Genomic DNA, 20,914 nt, shown 5'->3' with positions numbered 1-20,914 from the left:
TTGGAGGCCCGAGCCGGAATCGAACCGGCGTGCAAGGATTTGCAGTCCTCTGCGTAACCACTCCGCCATCGGGCCTCGGCGTGGGTGGCCGCAAATGTGCGGCTTTTGATGTAAAGTCAAGCGCGGCCATGTTCGCTGATCCCAAGATTATCGTTCACGGGCGTGGAAAGCCGCTTGGCGTTGCTTGTCGCGTGATCTAGAGGTCCCGATAATGTCAGCGCTGTATTGCCATACCAATACAGTTATGCCAATCGAGGTAGTATCGTGACCGAGCAGAATTTTTCATCGATGCGGGCCGCCATGGTCGAAAGCCAGCTTCGCACCAGCGATGTCGATGACCCACGGGTGATCGCCGTGATGGCGCGCCTGCCACGGGAAGATTTCGTGCCTGCTGAACGGCGCGCCATGGCCTATGTCGATCGTTCGATTCCGCTTTCCTCCGGCCGCGCGCTTAATCCGCCGCTGGCCACCGGACGGCTGCTGAAGGAAGCGCAGGTGGAGGAGGGTGATCGCGTTCTGCTCATCGGCGCGGCCACGGGGTATAGCGCGGCACTTCTTGCCGCTCTTGGCGCCCAGGTGACAGCGGTCGAGACCGAGGATGGCCCGCAATTGTCGGGCAATAGCGCCACGGTCGTACGCGGCCCGTTGGAAGCGGGCGCTCCGCAGGGTGCGCCCTACGACATCCTCTTTATAGATGGCGCGGTGCAGGAAGTGCCCGCGACGCTTGTCGAGCAGCTTGCGGATGGCGCGCGCGTGGTGACGGGTCTTGTCGAGCGCGGCGTCACACGCCTGTGCAGCGGGCGGGTGGTTTCCGGCATTCTGGGTCTTGTCAGCCTGACCGATCTTGAGATGGTCGTCCTGCCCGGTTTTGCTGCGCCGGAGCGTTTCGTCTTTTAATTGGCTGGGGGGGTCATGACCGCAAAGCAGGTGTTTCTTCGGCACTCCGCCGCCACGGTTCTGCTGCTCCTTACCCCCGGGATCGCGCAGGCTGAAACCTTGCAGGGCGCGCTGGCAAAGGCTTACCATTCCAACCCGACGCTTACCGGCACCCGGGCTCAGCAGCGGGCGACGGACGAGAATGTGCCGATCCGCAAGGCGGATGGACGGCCCAATATCGCGACCACCGGCGAATATCAGGAATTGCTGGTAAAGCCTGCACGGTCCTTTCTCGCGCCTGATCGCTCGCTCGTCGGCTCCGCCACGGTCAACGTCCCTATTTATCAGGGTGGCGCAGTCCGCAACGGGGTAAAGGCGGCCAAGGTCCGCGTGCAGGCGGGTCAGGCCAATCTGCGCGGGACCGAGGCATCGATCTTCTCCCAAGTTGTCGCGGCCTATATGGATGTGATCCGTGATAGCGCGATCGTGTCTCTGAATTTGGCGAATGTCAGCGCGCTTGGCGTCAACCTGCAGGCAACGAACGACCGATTTGAAGTCGGCGATCTTACGCGGACGGACGTTGCCCAGTCCGAGTCGCGGCTCGCGTTGGCCCGATCCGACCTGCAAACGGCGCAGGCGAACCTGATCGCCAGCCGAGAGAATTATATCGCCCTGGTCGGCGCGACGCCTGATGATTTGCAGCCGCCGCCGCCGCTCCCCGGCCTTCCTGCTACGCCGGAAACGGCGGTACAGGTGGCGCTTTCGGACAATCCTGACCTCATCGCCGCGAAAAAGGCGCGTGAAGCTGCTCGCTATGACGTGCGGGTGGCAAAGGCAGGCGTCCTCCCGACGCTGTCCGGTTTCGCGCAGGGCAGCTACACCCATTATCTGGGATCGCTCGACGACCCGAGCGATCCATCGCAGATCAACAAGCAGGTGGTCGCAGGAGCGACGTTGCGCCTTCCGCTTTATCAGGGCGGCCGACCCGGAGCGCAGGTGCGCCAGAACCAGGCGCTCGAATCGCAGGCGATGGAGCAAGAAATAGAGGTCGAGCGGGGCGTCATCGCTCAAACGCGGTCAGCGTATGCGAGCTGGCAGGCGTCGCTGCAAAGCATCGAATCCAACCAGAAGGCGGTCGAGGCGGCCAACCTTTCGCTGGAAGGCGTGCGGGCGGAAAATTCTGTCGGCAGCCGCACCATATTGGACATATTGAACGCGGAACAGGAAGCGCTCAACGCCAAGGTGCAATTGGTGTCGGCCCGGCGCAACGCCTATGTCGCGGGCTTCAGCTTGCTGGCCGCGATGGGACATGCGGAAGCGGACGACCTCAGTCTGGAAACAGGCACGCTCTATAATCCCATGGTTAATTATGAGCGGGTGAAGGGCAAGTGGTTCGATTGGGATTTCGATCCCGCGCCCCAGCCTGAAGCGACCAGAACCGTTGACACGCCTGCACAAAATGCCAATGTGCCTGCTGGTTTGGCGCAACAACCTTAAGGTTAACAGGGGTTATTCATGGGCGACATGAGCAAGGAACCCTCGATGGAGGACATTCTTTCGTCCATCAAGCGCATCATCGCTGAGGAAGGTGAGGAGGCTGCGCAGGCGGTGTCGCGCCGTGGTAAAGCCGATGCCGCACCCAAGCAGGCTGCCGAACCCGCCGACCCTGCGGTCGAGGAAGTGCTGGAACTGACTGACGAGGTTGGAGCGGAGGAGCCGATGCCTGCCCACAAGACTGGCCGTGCAACGCAGGTCGAAGTGCCGGGTGAGGAAAGCTCAATCCTCTCGGTTGAAAGCGAAGTGGCCGCGCGGCATTCGCTTTCGGCGCTGTCGTCCATGCTGGTAACGCCCAAGGATGGCGAGGATAATACACTGGACGGTCTGGTCCGGTCCATGTTGAAGCCGATGCTGAAGGAATGGCTGGACGCTCGCCTTCCCGCGCTGGTGGAAGACATGGTGGCAAAGGAAATCGCCCGCATCACTGGCCGCTGATCTGGCGGGTCTCCGCGTTCCGACTTATGGCGCATTGGCTCGGCTGACGGCTGCAAGGCGGTAAAAGCGCTGGAATGGTCAGGGAAGGGGCTTTAAGGCGCCTTTCCATGACCGAACTGCCCAAAACCTTTGACCCCGCTGAAATCGAATCCCGCTGGTATGCCCATTGGGAGCAGAAGGGGCTGTTCCGCCCTGAACGGCCGGACGCCGAACCCTTCACCATCGTCAATCCGCCGCCGAATGTGACCGGCAGCCTGCATATCGGCCATGCGCTCGATAACACGTTGCAGGACATCGTCATCCGGTACGAGCGGCTGCGGGGCAAGGACGCGCTGTGGGTCGTGGGCACCGACCATGCGGGCATCGCGACGCAGATGGTGGTCGAGCGGCAGATGGAGGCGCGGCAGGACAAGCGCACCAACTATACGCGCGAGCAGTTCATTGAGAAGGTCTGGGAGTGGAAGGCCGAAAGCGGCGGCGCGATTACGCGTCAGCTACGACGGCTTGGTTGCTCGATGGACTGGGCCAATGAACGCTTCACCATGGATGAGGGCTTTTCGAAGGCCGTCATCAAGGTGTTTGTGGAGTTGCACAAGCGCGGGCTTCTGTACCGCGACAAGCGGCTGGTGAACTGGGACCCGCGTTTCCGCTCGGCGATTTCTGACCTTGAGGTCGAGACGCAGGAAGTGAAGGGCGGCTTTTGGCATTTCCGCTATCCGCTGGCGGATGGCGTGAAGCTGGCCAATGGTGCGGATCATATCGTCGTGGCGACCACGCGGCCCGAGACGATGCTGGCCGACATGGCGGTGGCGGTGCATCCCGAAGACCCGCGCTACAAGGACGTCATCGGCAAGGACATCCTCCAGCCGATCACCGGGCGTCGCTTCAAGGTGGTGGGTGACGAGCATGCTGATCCCGAACTGGGGTCGGGCGCGGTCAAGATCACGCCGGGGCATGATTTCAACGATTTTGAGGTGGGCAAGCGGGCCGGCTTCCGCGCGGCCGAGATGCTCAACATGTTCGATGCCGATGCCAATGTGGTGCAGACGGCGGACGGGCTGATCCCGGAGCGTTTTCTGGGGCTGCACCGCTTCCGCCGCGATGGCATTGATGGCGCGCGTGAGTTGGTCGTCGCCGAGATGAAGGCGCTGGGTATGCTGGTGCCGCATGTCTCGAAGAACAAGGAAGGCGAGGAGGTCGAAGCCGATTTCGAGCCGCGCACCATCCAGACGCCCTTTGGTGATCGTTCGGGCGTGGTGATCGAACCCTGGCTGACCGATCAATGGTATGTCGATGCCGGGAAGCTGGCGGTCGCGCCGATGCAGGCCGTGCGTGACGGGCGGATCGAGATCGTGCCCAAGACTTGGGAAAAAACCTTCTTCAACTGGATGGAGAATATCCAGCCCTGGTGCGTGTCGCGCCAACTGTGGTGGGGACATCAGATCCCGGCTTGGTATGATGAGGATGGTAATCCCTTTGTCGCGGAGAGCGAGGAGGAAGCGCAGGCGCTTGCTGGCAACAAAAAGTTGGTTCGCGATCCCGATGTGCTCGACACATGGTTCTCCTCCGCGCTCTGGCCTTTCGGTACGCTGGGTTGGCCGGATAACCTCACGCACCCCTCCCCTTCAGGGGAGGGGCCGGGGGTGGGGGCTCTCGGCGAAGCTGAGAGCGTGGGGCACTCCCCCACCCCAACCCCTCGCCTGAAGGGGAGGGGCTTACTTCCCCGTCCCGGTTCGCTTCTCGACCGTCACTATCCCAATGATCTGCTGATCTCCGGCTTCGATATCCTGTTCTTCTGGGATGCGCGCATGGCGATGCAGGGGATGGAGTTCATGGGTGATGTGCCGTGGCGCAAGCTCTACCTCCACGGGCTGGTACGCGCGGCGGACGGGCAGAAAATGTCCAAGTCCAAGGGCAATGTCGTCGATCCGCTGGGCCTGATCGACAAGTTCGGCGCGGACGCGCTGCGTTTCTTCATGTCCGCCATGGAAAGCCAGGGCCGCGACGTAAAGATGGATGAGAAGCGGGTCGAGGGGTATCGCAACTTCGCGACCAAGCTGTGGAACGCGGCGCGCTTCCTGCAATCCAACGGCGTTACCGCATCGACGAGCCATGAGGCGCCTGCCGCCGCAGCGCCGGTCAACCGCTGGATCATTGCCGAGACGGTGGCGACCGTGCAGGCGATCGACACCGCCATGACCGAGCTGCGCTTCGACGCGGCGGCGAATGCCATCTATCATTTCGTCTGGGACCAGTTTTGCGACTGGTACATCGAACTCACCAAGGGTTCGATGGATGAAGAGACAAAGGCTGTCGCGGGCTGGGCGTTCGACCAGATTCTCGTCATGCTCCACCCCTTCATGCCCTTCATCACCGAAGAGCTGTGGAACCTGACCGGCACCCGCGAGACGGAACTGATCGTCGCTCGCTGGCCACAGGCGCTCTGTGCCGTCGATAGCGAGGCGCAGGCAGAGATTGACTGGCTGATCCGCTTGATCAGCGCGATGCGCACGGCGCGAACGGAACTGAACGTGCCGCCGGGCGCCAAGCTGAAGGTCGTGGTCAGCGAAGCGTCGGAAGAAACGCGACGCCGTATCGATCGGCAGGGCGCGGCCTTGGCGCGTTTGGGGCGGGTGGAGAGCCTGTCCTTTGGCGATAGCGTAGCTGGTGGCGCGGCGCAGATCGTTGTCGATGAGGCGACCTTCATCCTCCCGCTGGAGGGCGTGATCGACATCGCGGCGGAAAAGGCGAGGCTGGCAAAGGCGCTTGCCGCTGCGGAAAAGGAACGGGATTCGCTTTCCGGGCGTCTTTCCAATCCGAGTTTCGTGGAAAAGGCCAAGCCCGAGGCGGTCGCCAAGGCGCGTGAAGATCATGCCGAAAAAACCGCAGAGGCGGAAAGGTTGGCGGCAGCGCTGGATCGTCTGGCCTGATCGGTTAATGATGAAGCGCTTAGGGGAGGGCAAGAATGGCGGCAGGGAAGCGTGAAACAAGGGACCTGGTAAACGGGCCTATCGCGTCGTCCTTGCTGGTCTTTGCCGTGCCGACGCTGGCGTCCAACGTGCTTCAGTCATTGAATGGATCGATCAACGCCATATGGGTCGGCCGCTTTCTGGGCGCGCAGGCTCTTGCCGCGACGGCCAACGCGAACATCACCATGTTCCTGATGTTTTCCATCGTGTTCGGATTTGGCATGGCATCGACCGTGGTGATCGCCCAGGCGGCGGGTCGGGGCGATATGGATGCCGCTCGCCGGTCCTTCGGGTCAGCGACGGGCTTTTGCACCATATTGGGCACCGTTGTCGCTGCGGCTGGATGGGCGGCTTCGCCCGCAATGCTGCACTTGCTGGGAACGCCTGCCGAAGCATTTGACATGGCGCTGATCTATCTGCGCGTGATTTTCATTGCGATGCCCGCAACGTTGATCAGCGTGATGATGATGATGGGATTGCGGGGAGCTGGGGACGCGCGCACTCCTTTGATTTTCATGTTCGTCAGCGTCGGGATCGATCTGGTGCTGAACCCGGTATTCATCATTGGGCTGGGGCCGATTCCGGCGATGGGCATCGGCGGATCGGCGGCGGCCACGGCGGCGGCCGGCATCGCCAGCCTGCTTGGCCTGATCTTCTATGTCTATGCCAAGGACCTGCCGCTGCGTTTGCGGGGGAAGGAGCTGCGCTACCTGATCCCCGCTCCCGACCAGCTGCGTATCCTGCTGGGCAAAGGGTTGCCGATGGGGCTTCAGATGATCGTCATGTCGGCGGTCGGCCTGATGATCATCGGTCTGGTTAACCGCGAAGGCCTAATCGTTACGGCGGCTTATGGCGCGGCGCAGCAGATCTGGACCTATTTGCAGATGCCTGCGATGGCCATGGGGGCGGCGGTCAGCGCTATGGCGGCGCAAAATATCGGTGCGGGCCGGTGGGACAGGATTGGCCGGATTACTGCCTATGGATTGGGCTATCTGCTGCTGATTACGGGCGCGATGATTGGCGTGATCCTGCTGTTTCATGCGCCGCTGCTCTCGCTCTTCCTTGGCGACAACAGGGCCGCGATTGATGCCGCCTGGAAAATGCAGTTGCTTGCGACCTGGAGCTATATGCTGTTCGGCGCAACGATGATTCTGTTCGGGGTGATGCGGGCGAATGGCGTGGTGGTGAGGCCGCTATTGATCCTTACCGTCACGCTGTTCGGCGTTCGCCTTGGCTTTTATCACTTCAGCTATCCGTATCTGGGCGCCAATGCCTTGTGGTTGAGCTTCCCTGTGAGTTCAGGATCAGCCCTTCTGATTGCAGGTCTCGCCTATCTGCAGGGCGGCTGGCGCAAGGCGACGCTGCTCGTCCCCGTGCATGAGGAAGAGTGCCGGGAAAGCATCAGCGCGGAGAGTGAACCCGCAGGCCGGTTCGCGCCTGCGGGCTGACGGTTATCGTCCCTGGCTGCGCCAGCGGGTGATGGTGCGGTCGAGAATGTCTGCCTCTCCACCGGACTGGCGCCAAAGGTCCGTGAAACTTGGATCGCCGGACGCGGGCCGTCGGTGCTCTTCCAGATTGTCCAGTGCGACACGGATCGGCACCGCGACACCTTCACCGCAGATGATCGCCTCTCGATTGCGGAGCGCGGGAATGGAGTCGAGGAAGCCGCGCGCGCCTTCGGGCATGGCGGCCTTCACGAATGCCTGGTCGCGATCATTGTTGAGGCGCATGGAAATGATGGTGCCGCATTGCGACAGCACGCCTTCGGCCAAGTCTGACGGCCGCTGCGTGATGAGGCCGAGCGATACGCCATATTTGCGGCCTTCCTTGGCTATGCGCTCCAGGATGCGGCGGACGGCCTGGCCGTTGCCGGTGGTAGTACTGGGAATATAGCGGTGCGCCTCTTCGCAGACGAGCAGGATCGGCCGCTGAGCTTCGTCCCGCGCCCAGATGGCATAGTCGAAGACCAGACGGGACAGTACCGATACCACCACAGAGGTGATGTCCGACGGCATGGCCGACACGTCGATGATAGAAATCGGCTTCCCGCCCGATGGCAGGCGGAAGATCTTCGCCAGAAATTCCTGCATCGTGTCCGCGACCAGCATGCCTGAGAACATGAAGCTGTAACGGGGGTCCGCCTTGATCTCATCGATCTTGGTCTTGAGCCGCATATAGGGCAGGGCGCCCGTGCCCTTGTCGAGTTTCCCCATCTCATTTTGCAGGATGTTGGTGAGATCCGACAGCAAATAGGGGATCGGCGAATCGACGGTCAGCCTGCCGATGCTTTCCGCCAGCCGGTTCTTCTGCCGCGCGGCGAGCAGGCATTTAGCGAGAATGTCGCAGTCGACGGTGCGATCGGAGCCTTCGGAGGTGACGAATACCTCGCAATGCTCCTCGAAATTCATCAGCCAATAGGGCAGCGCAAGGTTGCCTACGTCGAAGACCGCGCCATTCTGGGCAAAGGCCGCACCATATTCGCCATGGGGATCGACCATCACGATATGGCCTTCGGGCGACAGGTCGCAAATGCGGTGAAGAATGAGAGCGGCACTGGTGGATTTGCCCGTACCGGTCGAACCCAGCAGGGCGAAATGTTTGCCCAGCATCGAATCGACATAGAGCGCGGCACGCGTGTCTGTCGTGGGGTATACGGTGCCGATTTGCACATGGGGCCGGTCATCGGCAGCGTAGATTTGCTGCATGTCGGCGCTGGATACGGGGAAAATTTCGGTCCCCGGCGCAGGATAGCGGGTGACGCCGCGACGGAAGTGATGAATGCGGCCGGTGAGCGGTTCTTCGTCACCTTCGCCCAGAAAATCGACATCAGCGATGATCAGGCCGCTGTCCTGCCGATCCATCGTCATGGAGCGCACGCTGGCGATGAGCCATGCACTGCCTACACGCATTTTTACCTGGCTGCCGACTTGCCCGGCCATTGCCGTGCAGGGGTCGCTGTCATGTGCGAGAGTTGCAATGGAGGCGGCGTCGATCAGCACCTTGGAACTGGAACCGGCTATCTGAAAAACCGCGCCCATGGCGTTTGCTGCGGCAGGCTTCGTTTGGCCGTGCGTAAATTCGGCAGCTCCCGGCATGTGGCTCATACACCCCCCTTAAATCTGATTTCCGGCGCGCGCTGCCGGAATTCGGCCTGCTTGTGTAGCCCTGCATAGGTAAAGAAATGGCTTATCGCCGACGTTTTGCACCCGCCTCCGAACCAAGCTGTTAACCTCGCTATCGCCACCTCCCGCCGCGCGTTCGGGCGTCTACTCTGGCGCGAATCGTTCGCCATGCGTATCGGCCGCTGACTGCCGTAAGATCAGGATATGCATTTGACCCAATTGATGACGGCCGATGCGGCGCGCCGATCCGATGCGATTTCCATAGCTCGGGTGATCTGCATATTGGGCGTGGTCTATGTGCACGCCTGGACCGGGTTGAACGGTCATGACCTGGAAATCGCTCGCGGCACGCCTCAGGAAAATCTGCGCTGGTTGCTCATGGAAATATTCGGACGCAGCGCAGTGCCTCTGCTGGGCGTCATTTCCGGCTGGCTGGTGGCGGGATCGTCCCGTGCGCAGAACTGGTTCCGTCATGTGCTGCAAAAGGCGCGGACGATCCTGTTGCCGATGATCCTGTGGAATGGGCTTGGCATCCTGCTGGTATCCGGCGCGGCGTGGTCCCTTGGGTTGTCTGCGCCCGTTCCAGTGTCGTTTGACTGGTTGTTTCAGGAACTGTTCGTTGTCAGCCGGAACCCGGACATCAACGTGCAGATGCCGTTTCTGCGCGATTTGTTCCTTTGCATGGTCATTGCTCCGTTGCTGCTTCGCCTGCCCAATCGCGTGCTGATTGGTGTTGCTGCTGTCGCAGCGGTCGCCCAACTGGCGGGCTGGGGGCCGCCGGTGTTGATGCGGCCGGCAATCCTGTTCTTCTTTGTCATAGGGATGATGGCCCGGCGGGCCGGGCTGGCGGAGCGAGTCGCTGCACTGGGTTGGACGGCCGCAGCAACGCCCTTCCTGTTGCTCATGTCCGTGCAACTTCATTTTTCCCTGCAGGCGGTGCAGGGAGCGGGGATCGGCGTCGGTTTGCTTGACCTTGCAGTGCGTGTTGCGGCGGCCACCTGCTTCTGGCGGCTATCCTGGGCGCTGGCGGAAAGCCCGATGCGGGGGTTGTTGTTGAGGATTGAGCCCTTCGCCTTTCTGCTATTCTGCTCGCATCTCATTCTGATCTGGCTGGGCGGGCCGTTGCTGGGCGTGTTGTTCGGAAAGCTCGGTTCGCCTTTCTATCCCGCTTATCTGCTGATCCAGCCGTTGCTGGTCCTGATCGCGGTCCTGCTGCTGGGATCGCTTCTCAGCCGTGCCTGGCCGGATCTGGCCAAGGTGCTGAGTGGCGGACGCTTGCAGGGAGCTTCGGCGCTCAGCTAATTGTCTTGGCGGCGGCGATGGCGATCTCCAGGCTGCGCTTGCGGGCACTGAAATCATGGATTTGCCCGCCGATGATCAACTCGTCGACACCAGTCCGCTCTATGAAAGCGGCAAGATCCTCCTCGACCTTATCCTGTGTACCGATCGATGTGGCACTCAGGACATCCGAAAGCATCGCCTGCGCGCCGGGAGGTAGGCTTTCGAAATAGCCGGGAATGGGTGGCTGCAACTTGCCCGGCTGCCCCGTGCGGAGACGAACGAAGGCCTGTTGCATGGAGGTGGCGAGCAGTCTCGCTTCTTCCATGCTGTCGGCCGCGAATATATTATAGCCTGCCATCACATAGGGGCGATCAAGCTGGGCCGATGGCCTGAAGTCGCGACGGTAAACCGCGATCGCGTCCTCAAGCGCGCCAGGAGCGAAATGGGAGGCGAAGGCATAGGGCAGGCCCAACGCGGCGGCGAGTTGAGCGCCGTAGAGGCTGGACCCGAGAATCCAGAGTGGCACATCTTCACCCGCGCCGGGCGTTGCCTGAAAGCCGAGCCTTCCATCACCCGCAAAATAGGCCTGCAATTCCAGCACGTCGCGCGGAAATTCATCCGGCCCACCGGAAAGCGTGCGGCGCATGGCCTGAGCCACCCGCTGGTCCGATCCGGGCGCGCGGCCTAGCCCAAGGTCTACTCGACCGGGGAAAAGCGCTGCGAGCGTACCGAACTGTTCGGCTATCAGCAGGGGGGCATGGTTGGGGAGCATGATGCCGCCCGAACCTATGCGGATGGTCGATGTCGCATGTCCGATATGCGCCAGCACCACCGAAGTTGCGGCCGATGCGATGCCCGGCATGCCGTGATGTTCGGCAACCCAATAGCGATGGAAGCCGAGTTGTTCGGCATGAACGGCGAAGGCGGCGGCGTTGACGAGGGCCTCGCCAACGGTGCTTCCTTCGATGACGGGGACAAGGTCCAGAACGGAAAAACGGATCATCGCCCGGATATGGGGCGATGATCCGTTTTATTTCAATACCTAGATATCGTCTCAGATCAGCCTACGCGTCCGAACCCCTGCGACGGTGGTTCGGATCGGCGGCCGAATGTGGCGGGACGACGCGCGACCAACGGATTGGAGTCGCGATCGAGGAGGGACATTGTTTCGGTAAAGCAGGGCCGCAGGCTGACGACAACCTCGATCAATTCGTCAGGACCCTCGCGTGTTTCGACGCAGCGGCGTGCGACCATCTCAATGCGTTCGGCCATGCTGCTCAGGCGGTGGGCACCAAATTGAGCCGATTCGCCCTTCAATGTGTGAGCGGGCGTGACCAGCGCGATGGCGTCGCGTTCGCGGATCGCCTGCTCGATCGCGCTTATGGCCTTGTCGCCATCCTCACGAAAATAGCTGAGAATCCGGAGAAATGCGCTGCCCAGTTCCGACCGGGACTTTGCCAGATCGGCCTGATTGACCAGTTCTGCCTCTCGATACGACACCCTGTCACACTCCCTGTTGCAGCTTCAGAATAGAAGCCGTGCGTAAACAGCAGGTTAAGCGGTGGTGTCAGAAGAAGGGTGGCGTCAGGATTTACGCGACAATTCAAAGCGATCGCCAGCAGCGGCGGAGAAATTCCAGCCATGCTGCCGGGTAAGCGCCTCCAATTCGCGGGCGGCGTTGGGATCGTCTGCTTCAACCGTTACCGCGTCGGCCGACCTCATCGCCCGAGCAGCGCGCAGGGCGGGCCAAGGGCATTTCATTCCCCTGGCATTCACATAGGCGGTATCATTTGCTGGCATAGGGATTGCGCGCGCTGCGTAACGTAAGGCGCACGGGCACGGCGCCGAAGCCCAGTTCCTTGCGGATGCCATTGACGAGATAGCGCCGGTAGCTTTCCGGCAGTTCGTCCAGACGCGTGCCGAACAGTACGAAGGTAGGCGGACGGGTCTTGTTCTGAGTGATATAGCGCAGCTTGATCCGCTTGCCGCCGGGGGCGGGGGGCGGATTGGCCTCCAGCGCGCGTTCGAACCAGCGGTTGAGTATGCCGGTGGAAACGCGCTGCGACCAGGCGGTGCGCGTTTCGAAGGCGACACGGATGAGGTCGTCCAGCCCCTTCCCGGTCGCGCCTGACACGGTCATGATCGGAACGCCGCGTATCTGCGCGAGGCCGTCGGAAAGCGCCTGCTTGATGCCCTGATACAGGGCAGAGCCATGTTCCACCGTGTCCCATTTGTTGAGCGCGACGACGAGGGCGCGGCCTTCCTCCAGCACCTTGTCGGCGATGCGAAGGTCCTGCGCCTCAAGGCCGCGCGTGGAATCGAGCAGAAGCACGACGACTTCGGCGAAGTTCACAGCGTTCAGGCCGTCCGAAACGGCGAGCTTTTCGAGCTTGTCCTGCACTTTGGCGCGCTTGCGCATGCCGGCCGTGTCGATCAGGCGGACGGGGCGGGGGTCGGCTTCCTCATCGCGCGGGTCGGTCCATTCCCAGTCGACCGCGATCGAGTCACGGGTGATGCCCGCTTCCGGGCCGGTCAGCAGGCGGTTTTCGCCCAGCAGCCGGTTGATGAGTGTCGATTTGCCCGCATTGGGACGGCCGACGATGGCGAGCTTAAGCGGAGCGGCCTCTAGATCGGCCTCGCTCGGTTCGGCTTCCTCTTCTTCCTCATCCTCCCGGTCGATATAGGGGAGGAGTGCCTGGAACAGGTCGGCAAGTCCCTGACCATGTTCGGCGGAAAAGGGGATGGGGTCGCCCAGGCCCAGGCTGAATGCCTCCATCACGCCGTCGTCACCGGCTTTGCCCTCGGCCTTGTTGGCCATCAGCACGACGGGCGCGTCGCCTTCGCGCAGCCAGCGGGCGATTTCCTCGTCCAACGGGGTGATGCCAGCGCGTGCATCGACGACGAACAGGGCGACATCGGCATTTTCGACCGCCGCCTGTGTTTGCATCCGCATGCGGCCGGGCAGGGTCTGGGGGTCTTCGTCCTCATAACCAGCGGTGTCGATGATGGTGAATTCGACGCCAAGCAGGTTCGCTTGCCCTTCCCGCCGATCGCGCGTGACGCCGGGCTGGTCATCGACCAGCGCCAGCTTCTTGCCGACGAGCCGGTTGAAGAGGGTGGACTTGCCCACATTGGGCCGCCCTACAATGGCAACTGTGGGCAGCATGATAGCCCGTTTCCTTTAAAACACTGGTGCTCCTGCAATGGCAGGAACCCAGTCCAAGACGTGGAACTGGGCTCCTGCCCTTGCAGGAGCACGATTATCTAACATTATCGTGGGCGTTAACGAAGCGCCGTCAGCTTGCCGTTGTCAGCAAGGATATAAAGCATGTTGTTGGCGACAACGGGGGAAAGCGACATGGACTTGTCCATATCAACAGCCGATTGAACGGCGCCCGTTGCCGGATCGACATAGTTGAGATCGCCATGGGTGGATACCAGGATCAGGCGACCGCCTGCCAGAACGGGACCCGTCCAACGGATGGCGTTCGCCTTCTTCTTTTCCTTTTCCCAGCGGCGAAGCTGGCTGATCCAGCGAATCTTGCCGGTCGCGCGGGCGACGCAAAGCAGCTTCGCGTCGCTGGTCACGACGAATACCCATTCGCCCGCAACCCACGGCGTCGAGATGCCCGCGATGTTGATTTCCCACAGGCGCTGGCCGCTCACCAGCTCATAGGAGGCCATGCGGCCACCCTGACCGATGGCGAAGACGCGGCCACGGTCGATAACCGGATTGGCGTCGATGTCGGTAAGCGATGCCACCGCCGTCGAAATGCTGGTGCGCGAAAGGGCGTCGCCCCATAGCGTGCGGCCATTTTCATAGCGGTACGCGGTGAGTTCGCCCGAGCTATAGCCCGCGATCACCGTGCCCTGCGCAGCGGCGGGGGCGGCGACGCCGAACACGCCGGTCACCTGCAACGTGCCGCTGTCGGTCCATTGGACTTCGCCATCGCTCTGGTTGAGCGCGAAAATCTGGTTGTCCTGCCCCATGACATAGACATGGCCATTGGCGAGCGTCGGTGCGCCACGCAGAGGGCCGCCGGGGCGCTTCTTCCACAGGATGGAGCCGTTCGCGGCGCTGAGCGCGGCTACGTCGCCCACGCCGGTGCTCGCATATACCTTGTCATCGACGATGCTGACGCCGCCGCCGAACAAGGCGCGACCGCTGCCTTCGGCGGGCAGGGCAGTTTGCCAGAGTTTCGCGCCAGTCCCCGCATCGAAGGCGATGACATGGGCGCCCGCGTCGATGACGTAGAGCTTGCCGTTGGCGATGACCGGGGAGGAGGCGAGGCGGGCGCGCGGCGTGCTCCCCTCGATCGAACTGGTCCAGGCGGTGGCGGGGGAAGCGCTTAGCGCTAGATGGCCCATCGCCTTGGAGGGGCCGCCGCCCGGCTGAGACCATTGATCATTGGCATAGGCTTCCGGAAGCGTGACCGAAACATCGGCCAGCGTCGGATCGACCTCCACCCCTTGCTCGTTGGTCAGGATCGATACGCGGTTGCCGACCACGGGGGTCTTGGGTCCACCCTTCTTGCCCCCGACGATACCGCAGCCCGCCAATAGCGCGACCATCGCGGCGACGGTCAGGACCCGGCGCGTGCCCGCAAATTTCGTCATGCTGTGCATCCCCATGCGCTTATCTTCATCCCTGTCCCGGTACGGTCGGCGTTTCGACTGCATCTATGCCCAATAAGCCCGCCATCTGTCGCGCGCGTGAACGGATCGATTGAGGCACGGTGGCATCCTTTGCCATCGCCGCGAACAGCGGGCCAGCAAGATCGGGCTTGCGCATCTTCATATAGGATATGGCGACCAGTTCGCCCGCGCTGCCGAACCATGGCGCGCCCTCAACGGCGAGGGGCTTGAGGCGATCGACCACCTGTTGCGGCTGAAGCGTCTCGAACTCCAGCGTGGTCTGGCGGATCAGGGCGAGGTCGCGATAGGGCTGATCAAGCGAGCTGTCCGCTGCCATTGCCTTGTAAGCGGCGATCGCAGCCTTGTTGTCGCCTTTGCGAGCGGCGACACCGGCCTTCACGAGCAGGGCTGACGCGCGGAAGCCGGGCTGGCTGGCGTCGCTCAGCGTGTCGAGTTGCTTGGCATCGGGCGTCCCGCCGCCCGCAGCGGCCGAGATGACCTTGTCCATTTCCTCGGACACGGCTTGCGACTGAGTGGCGCTGTAATGCTGCCAATAGAGCCAGCCAGCGAAGGCAACGAGGCCGATGACCACGGCCGCGACGATCCAGCGGCCAAAGCGCTGCCAAAAGGTCAGCAACTGGTCCTGACGCACGGCCTCATCGACCTCGCGCATGAATGCTTCGCTATTTTGCGGCGTCAGGGCCACGTGGGTCTCCAGATATGCGTCAGAAAAAGCTCGCGGAAGGCGCGATCAATAGCGGCGGTGGCGCTTAGCGCAAATTACTTTTTGGGGCGATAGACCTGATCTGCGGTGGGGAAGCTGCGATTGCGCACTTCTGCGGCATAGCGTTCGGCTGCATTGCTGATGGTTTCGGCAATGTTTTCGTATCGTTTCACGAAGCGTGGCACTCGTTCGAACATGCCGAGCATGTCCTCCGCGACCAGCACCTGGCCATCGCAATGGGCCGATGCGCCGATGCCGATGACGGGGATGTCGAGGCTGTCGGTGATGGCGACGGCTAGGTCCTCCATGACGCCTTCGAGAACGACGGCGAAGGCGCCAGCCTGCGCGACGGCGCGGGCGTCGTCCATGATCTTGGCATGTTCTTCCTGGCTTTTGCCGCGCGCGCCATAGCCGCCGAGCGCGTTGACGGCCTGCGGTGTGAGGCCGACATGGGCCATGACGGGGATGCCGCGCTGGGTGAGGAAGGCGATGGTTTCCGCCATGGCTTGTCCGCCTTCCAGCTTGACGGCGGCGCAGCCAGTTTCGGCCATGACGCGGCTGGCGCTGGCGAAGGCGTGGGCGGGTGAGGCTTCGTAGCTGCCGAAGGGCATGTCGACGAGGACGAGGCTGTGATAACTACCCCGAACGACGGCGGCGCCGTGGGCGATCATCATGTCGAGCGTGACGGCGAGCGTCGAGGGTAGGCCGTAGATCACCTGACCCAGCGAATCGCCGACGAGCAGCATGTCGCAATGGGGATCGAGCAACTGTGCCTGCCGGGCGGTATAGGCGGTCAGCATCACCAGCGGCTCGTCCGTCTTGCCCTCGACCTTCCGGCGCTGAATGGCGGGGACGGTCAGGCGCTTCATCGGCGCGGGCGTGGGATTGGCGCGGCTGGTGGAGGTGTCGAGCGTGAAGGTAGTGGACATGGGAGCGATGTACCCCAGTGAGATTGCGGGCGCAAATCGGGGGCGAAATCCCGTCATCCCAGCGAAAGCTGGGATCTCCTTGAGCCAGACTGTACCCCTTCGTCTAAGATCCCAGCTTTCGCCGGGATGACGAATTTCTGTCTTCAAAAAGAACGGGAGCGGCAGGCCTGTGCCGCTCCCGCAGGGGTGAACATCGTTACGGTATCAGAACGAGAATTTGATCGTCCCACCCCAGGTCCGGGGATCGCCCACCTGACCAGCGATCAGGCCGGTGTTGCCGGGGGCAACCTGCAGATTTTCGATATAGTTGACGTCGAAGGCGTTGCGGACCCAGCCGAAGACGTCGAACCCTTCGCCACGGAAGCCTGCGCGGAAGTTGGTGAGGGCATAGCCCTTCACCTCGGTATAGCGTGAGGGCGAGGCGTTGGAGTTCCAGTGCGAGCGGTAATTGCCGTCCACGCCCAGATAGACCTGACCTTCCTTCGCCAGCAGCGTCACCGGAATATTATACTCCGCGCCGTAGGAGAAGGCCCATTTCGACACGCCGGGCAGGTCCTGGCCGGAAATGTCGCACTGGCGCGGGCTGGCTGCGCCCGGAACGCCCGGTTGCGAATAGTCGGCCGGCACGCCTGCGGGCTGCGACGGTCCACCGGACAGTTCAGGCAGGCAGGGTGCGTTGGTGAATTTCTTATACTTCGCATCCGTGTAGGCAGCGTTGGCATAAGCGGTGAAGCGGTCGCTAGCGACTACCTTGAAGTCCGCCTCGATACCCTGCGACCGGACCTTCTCCGCATTGGCGAGGTAGCCGCGCACGGTGCCGAACTGGCCGCCGTTCACGGTCGCTTGGAAATCCTTGATCGTGGTGCGGAAGGCGGAGATGTTGAAGGTCGCGCGGCGATCCCACAGCTGGGTCTTGAGCCCGACTTCAAAATGCTGGACCGATTCTGGCTTCACCGTCGCGGCGTCATAATTGACCGTATTGTCCAGATTGAGCGGCAAGCCGTTCTGGTTGATGCCCAGCGTCTTGAAGCTCTTTGCATAGGTCGCATAGGCGAGGATGTCCCGCGCGATCTTGTAGTTGACGTTGAAGTCATAGGTGAAGTTCCACGCGCTGTCCGATGGCGCGCTGACCTGCGGCTGATAGACGCCGCACTGCTGCGACGTACCCGCAATCGTGCCGGGCGCTGCGGGCGTGGTGCAGCTGATTGTCTGACCCTGCGCGTTCGTCACGACACGCTGGTAGAAGCCCGACTTCTTGTCGTAGTTGAGCCGCAGGCCGGGCTGGATCGTGAGCGCGTCGGTGACTTTCCAGCTAAGCTGACCGAACAGTGCGGCGCTTTCGCTCTTGAGCCACTGGGTGTTGCTGGCGGTGAGGCCTGCAAGCGTCACGGGGTTGTTGGCCGGGTTCAGGGGGTCGGGCGATGGCGCGAGGCTCCACTGGGCGGCGGCGCTGCCCTGCTGCTCGGTGCCCTGCGTGTCGATCCGCTGCTTGAAGCCGAACAGGCCGACCACGAAGTCGATCTTCTGGCTTTCGTAATTGTAGCGGAATTCCTGGCTATACTGGTCCTGCTGCGAGGGATTCTGCGACTTGGAGACGATGGGCAGACCGGTGAAGTCGCGGTCATTTTCCGGCTTCCAGTCCCAGAAGCGCCAGGCAGTGACCGAGGTCAGGGTGCCGGGGCCGACATCCCATTTTACCCGTGCCGACACGCCGCCAATCTTGTTGCCAGCGTTGAGGTTGCTGTCGAGATCGGTCAGGCGATCGTAGGGATTGCGGCTGGGCACGACATAGCCCTGCGCGGCGGCGAGTGCGTCATATTGACGGGTGAGCGGGCGCTGCGTCCGGCCGACGCGGACGAAGGTCGTGCCGCAGCATTCCGGGTCCTGCTTGCTGTAATCGCCTGACAGGGTGATGCTGAAATCATCATTGGGCTTGAACAGCAACTGGCCGCGCAGGCCCAGATTGTCCTGTTCATTGATCCAGCGCTGCGACGTGACGTTATAGAGGGTGCCACGGCGGCTGGTCGCCGCAACCGCCAGGCGCGCGGCGATCGTGTCGGACAGCGGGCCGGAGATGGCGGCCTTCGCCTGCCGGTAGTTGAGGTTGCCAACGCTCAGTTCAGCACGGCCTTCGAAATCGAAGGTCGGCTGGTTGGTCGTGATGTTGATGGCGCCTGCCGTGGTGTTCTTGCCGTACAGCGTGCCCTGCGGGCCGCGCAGCACTTCCACCTGGCTGACGTCGAGGAAATCGAAGGTCGCAGCGGCGACGCGCGAGTTATAGACGTCATCGACATAGATGCCGACGCCCTGTTCAAAGCCGTCGCTGGTCAGGCCGAACGGCACGCCGAGGCCACGGATGTTGACCGACGTGTTGCGCGGATTGGTCGTATAGACCTGCAAGGTCGGTGCCAGCTGCTGAAGCTTCACGACGTTGAAGTTGCCGGTGGCTTCGATGCTGTCGCCCTTGATCACGGAGATCGCCAGCGGCACTTCCTGCGCCGTTTCCTGGCGGCGACGGGCGGTGACGATGATCACCTCACCGCGAGGGCTCGAAGCCTGTTCGGCTGCATCGGCGCCCGGGACAGCTGCGTCGGCGGCTGGTACAGGCGCTTCCTCGGCATGAACGCTGGACGCAAAGATGGATGCGCTCGCCACACCGGCGAGCAACAGAGAACGCGCAATCATAAAAATTCCCCTTCCGGACGTCCGGTGAATGTTGATCGCGGCCTTTCCGGTGGTCCGGTCAAAACCGATGGTCTGGGAATGGTATGGACAGTTAGCGGCCCACCCCCTGCCGCCTATCAATAACCGCCTGTCCGGCGGCTTGGTTTTGCAACCCTTAAAGGCCCCCGCCGCTTTCAGGCGGTGAGACGAGTCTTTTCCGTCACGTCGATCTGGACGACGCGGGCATCATGCACGGTCAATGTGATCGACCCGAAACGCAGTGCTTCAAGAACGCCGCGAACCTTTTCGATGCTGACGGAAATGTCCGCCCGCTGACCATCTGCGCGGCCGTTGCGGGCAAATTCTGTTGATCGGCTATCACTCATAAGCACCTCATGGCCTGCTTTTATCTCAACTAATTTAATAGACAAAAAAGCAAATATATAGGGCGCCCAAGTTTGCCTTGTCGCGCCCTTTAAAATTCAGCCGATCAACCGCATCGCCGCCAGTTTGCGGTCATGTTGATGATGGGCGAGGGGAATGGCTGGCCGCATCTGCCGCATGAGCGAAGCCTGTTCATGTGCGTTGTCGACCAGCCGTTCCAGCAGGGATTGGCCGAAATCCCATGTGCCAAGATTGGCTTCAGCATTGATATGTCCGCTAAAGCCCGCATCGACAAAGCTGCTGCCCCAGTTTTTGGCGATACTGTGGGCGCGTTCGAAGAAGATATAAGGGTCATTACGGCTGGCGACGACGATCGACGGGAAGGGTAGCTGTGCTCGTGGCGTCGGCCCAAAGCCGCCGATAGTCTCGGGCGTTTCCATCCGGTCGCAATCAGGCGGCGCGACCAGCAATGCGCCCGTCACCGGCCAGCCATAAGCCTGGCTTTGCAACGCCCCCCACCAAGCGACGGCGAGGCAACCCAAGCTGTGCGCGGCCAGGATGATCGGTCCTTCAACTTCCCGGATCGCCGCATCAAGGCGGGTGACCCATGCATTGCGGTTGGGGCTGGCCCAACTGCCCAGATCGACACGCTCGCAATCGCCGCGCATGCCCTCCCAAAGGGTTTGCCAATGACCGGGGCCGCTGTTGTTGAGACCCGGTATGGTCAGCACGACAGGATTGCGCGCGTCGCCCAGATGTCCGAATCGGTCCATGGTTTGATCCTCGTCCAATTACAGCCCTGATGTATATTCTATTCATTAGGTAGACAATGCTTCAGCGATCAATTGTGTCCAAATTTGGGCGATTGGATTCATCTGGCGTTCAGCTTAGGAAAGCCGCCGTCACGCCTGTCACCAAGGATATATGAGGCCGTAATAGGAGAAGACGTTGCGGCCATAAGCCTCGTCATAATCCGGTCGGCTGTCCGCCATGTAACGAGGGGCGTTATCCAACACCTCTTTGCTCAGATCAACGACATAGCCGCCTTTTTCCGTGTCATAGTTCAGCATCGACCATGGGATGGGGTAATGATCATGGCCAAGGCCGAGGAAGCCGCCAAAGGACAGAACGGCGTAACGCACCTGACCGCTGCGCTTTTCCACCATGAAGTTGGAGATATGGCCCAATCTTTCTCCTTCGCGGTTGTAGACCACTGTTCCTTCCACACGGTCGGACGCGATCAGGTCGCTGGGATTTTCCATTGCAGGGTCAGTCATTGTCACCCTCCTTTATGCGAATCAGGCTATGATGATGAAACCGGGCAGGATCAGCGGGGTT

The 20,914-nt window shown here is 61.8% G+C and carries 18 protein-coding genes and 1 tRNA gene; 6 read left to right on the top strand and 13 right to left on the bottom strand.

Annotated elements, in window-relative coordinates; translation table 11 throughout:
* Position 1: 1 nt before the first annotated feature.
* A tRNA-Cys gene (locus ACZ5TB_RS07060) sits at positions 2–75 on the bottom strand.
* A 189-nt stretch (positions 76–264) separates the two neighbouring features.
* On the opposite strand from ACZ5TB_RS07060, the gene ACZ5TB_RS07055 reads away from it, so the two are divergent.
* The 5 genes from ACZ5TB_RS07055 to ACZ5TB_RS07035 all read left to right on the top strand — a co-directional run bounded on the left by ACZ5TB_RS07055 (position 265) and on the right by ACZ5TB_RS07035 (position 7,285).
* Entirely contained in the window at positions 265–897 is a 633-nt protein-coding gene (locus ACZ5TB_RS07055; RefSeq protein ID WP_464777833.1) for a protein-L-isoaspartate O-methyltransferase family protein, read from the top strand.
* Positions 898–912: 15 nt separating this feature from the next.
* Entirely contained in the window at positions 913–2,373 is a 1,461-nt protein-coding gene (locus ACZ5TB_RS07050) for a TolC family outer membrane protein (RefSeq protein ID WP_464790662.1), read from the top strand.
* A gap of 18 nt (positions 2,374–2,391) precedes the next feature.
* On the top strand, positions 2,392–2,868 hold the full coding sequence (locus ACZ5TB_RS07045; protein WP_464790661.1) for a DUF2497 domain-containing protein: 477 nt from the start codon (positions 2,392–2,394) through the stop codon (positions 2,866–2,868).
* 107 nt (positions 2,869–2,975) lie between these two features.
* A complete protein-coding gene (locus ACZ5TB_RS07040) occupies positions 2,976–5,798 on the top strand; it encodes a valine--tRNA ligase (RefSeq protein WP_464790660.1) in 2,823 nt (940 codons plus the stop codon).
* 35 nt (positions 5,799–5,833) lie between these two features.
* A complete protein-coding gene (locus tag ACZ5TB_RS07035) occupies positions 5,834–7,285 on the top strand; it encodes an MATE family efflux transporter (RefSeq protein WP_464790659.1) in 1,452 nt (483 codons plus the stop codon).
* Positions 7,286–7,288: 3 nt separating this feature from the next.
* Here ACZ5TB_RS07035 and ACZ5TB_RS07030 read toward each other — a convergent pair whose 3' ends face one another.
* On the bottom strand, positions 7,289–8,941 hold the full coding sequence (locus ACZ5TB_RS07030; RefSeq protein WP_464790658.1) for an ATP-binding protein: 1,653 nt from the start codon (positions 8,939–8,941) through the stop codon (positions 7,289–7,291).
* Between the two features lie 222 nt (positions 8,942–9,163).
* Between ACZ5TB_RS07030 and ACZ5TB_RS07025 the strand changes: the two genes are divergently transcribed.
* On the top strand, positions 9,164–10,261 hold the full coding sequence (locus ACZ5TB_RS07025; protein ID WP_464790657.1) for an acyltransferase family protein: 1,098 nt from the start codon (positions 9,164–9,166) through the stop codon (positions 10,259–10,261).
* Here ACZ5TB_RS07025 and ACZ5TB_RS07020 read toward each other — a convergent pair.
* From ACZ5TB_RS07020 to ACZ5TB_RS06970, 11 genes are all read right to left on the bottom strand, one after another.
* A complete protein-coding gene (locus ACZ5TB_RS07020; RefSeq protein ID WP_464790656.1) occupies positions 10,254–11,243 on the bottom strand; it encodes an LLM class flavin-dependent oxidoreductase in 990 nt (329 codons plus the stop codon). The two genes, ACZ5TB_RS07025 and ACZ5TB_RS07020, sit on opposite strands and share 8 nt — an antisense overlap.
* Before the next feature lie 56 nt (positions 11,244–11,299).
* Positions 11,300–11,740, bottom strand: coding sequence for an Hpt domain-containing protein (locus ACZ5TB_RS07015; RefSeq protein ID WP_464777825.1), 441 nt, complete (start codon positions 11,738–11,740; stop codon positions 11,300–11,302).
* Positions 11,741–11,824: 84 nt separating this feature from the next.
* Positions 11,825–12,040 carry a sulfurtransferase TusA family protein gene (locus tag ACZ5TB_RS07010; protein ID WP_464777824.1) on the bottom strand — a complete coding sequence of 72 codons (216 nt, stop codon included), beginning with the start codon at positions 12,038–12,040 and terminating at the stop codon, positions 11,825–11,827.
* On the bottom strand, positions 12,027–13,406 hold the full coding sequence (der, locus tag ACZ5TB_RS07005) for a ribosome biogenesis GTPase Der (protein ID WP_464777823.1): 1,380 nt from the start codon (positions 13,404–13,406) through the stop codon (positions 12,027–12,029). Before der ends, ACZ5TB_RS07010 begins: the two co-directional genes overlap by 14 nt.
* 116 nt (positions 13,407–13,522) lie before the next feature.
* Positions 13,523–14,872: a PQQ-binding-like beta-propeller repeat protein gene (locus ACZ5TB_RS07000; protein WP_464777822.1), complete on the bottom strand. Its 1,350-nt coding sequence runs from the start codon at positions 14,870–14,872 to the stop codon at positions 13,523–13,525.
* Positions 14,873–14,882: 10 nt separating this feature from the next.
* Positions 14,883–15,581 (bottom strand): tetratricopeptide repeat protein, encoded by a 699-nt coding sequence (locus ACZ5TB_RS06995; RefSeq protein ID WP_464790655.1) that lies wholly within the window; start codon positions 15,579–15,581, stop codon positions 14,883–14,885.
* A 74-nt stretch (positions 15,582–15,655) separates the two neighbouring features.
* Positions 15,656–16,528, bottom strand: coding sequence for a 3-methyl-2-oxobutanoate hydroxymethyltransferase (gene panB / locus ACZ5TB_RS06990; RefSeq protein WP_464790654.1), 873 nt, complete (start codon positions 16,526–16,528; stop codon positions 15,656–15,658).
* 204 nt (positions 16,529–16,732) lie between these two features.
* Positions 16,733–19,213: a TonB-dependent receptor gene (locus ACZ5TB_RS06985; RefSeq protein ID WP_464790653.1), complete on the bottom strand. Its 2,481-nt coding sequence runs from the start codon at positions 19,211–19,213 to the stop codon at positions 16,733–16,735.
* A 173-nt stretch (positions 19,214–19,386) separates the two neighbouring features.
* On the bottom strand, positions 19,387–19,578 hold the full coding sequence (locus ACZ5TB_RS06980; protein WP_464777817.1) for a YezD family protein: 192 nt from the start codon (positions 19,576–19,578) through the stop codon (positions 19,387–19,389).
* Positions 19,579–19,674: 96 nt separating this feature from the next.
* Positions 19,675–20,349: an RBBP9/YdeN family alpha/beta hydrolase gene (locus ACZ5TB_RS06975; RefSeq protein ID WP_449473522.1), complete on the bottom strand. Its 675-nt coding sequence runs from the start codon at positions 20,347–20,349 to the stop codon at positions 19,675–19,677.
* Positions 20,350–20,487: 138 nt separating this feature from the next.
* Positions 20,488–20,853 carry a PRC-barrel domain-containing protein gene (locus ACZ5TB_RS06970; RefSeq protein WP_464790652.1) on the bottom strand — a complete coding sequence of 122 codons (366 nt, stop codon included), beginning with the start codon at positions 20,851–20,853 and terminating at the stop codon, positions 20,488–20,490.
* Positions 20,854–20,914: the final 61 nt, after the last annotated feature.

Source organism: Sphingobium sp. TomTYG74, assembly GCF_055393875.1.
The sequence above is the reverse complement of the archived record's forward strand: the minus strand, read 5'-3'. Positions and strand labels throughout refer to the sequence as shown.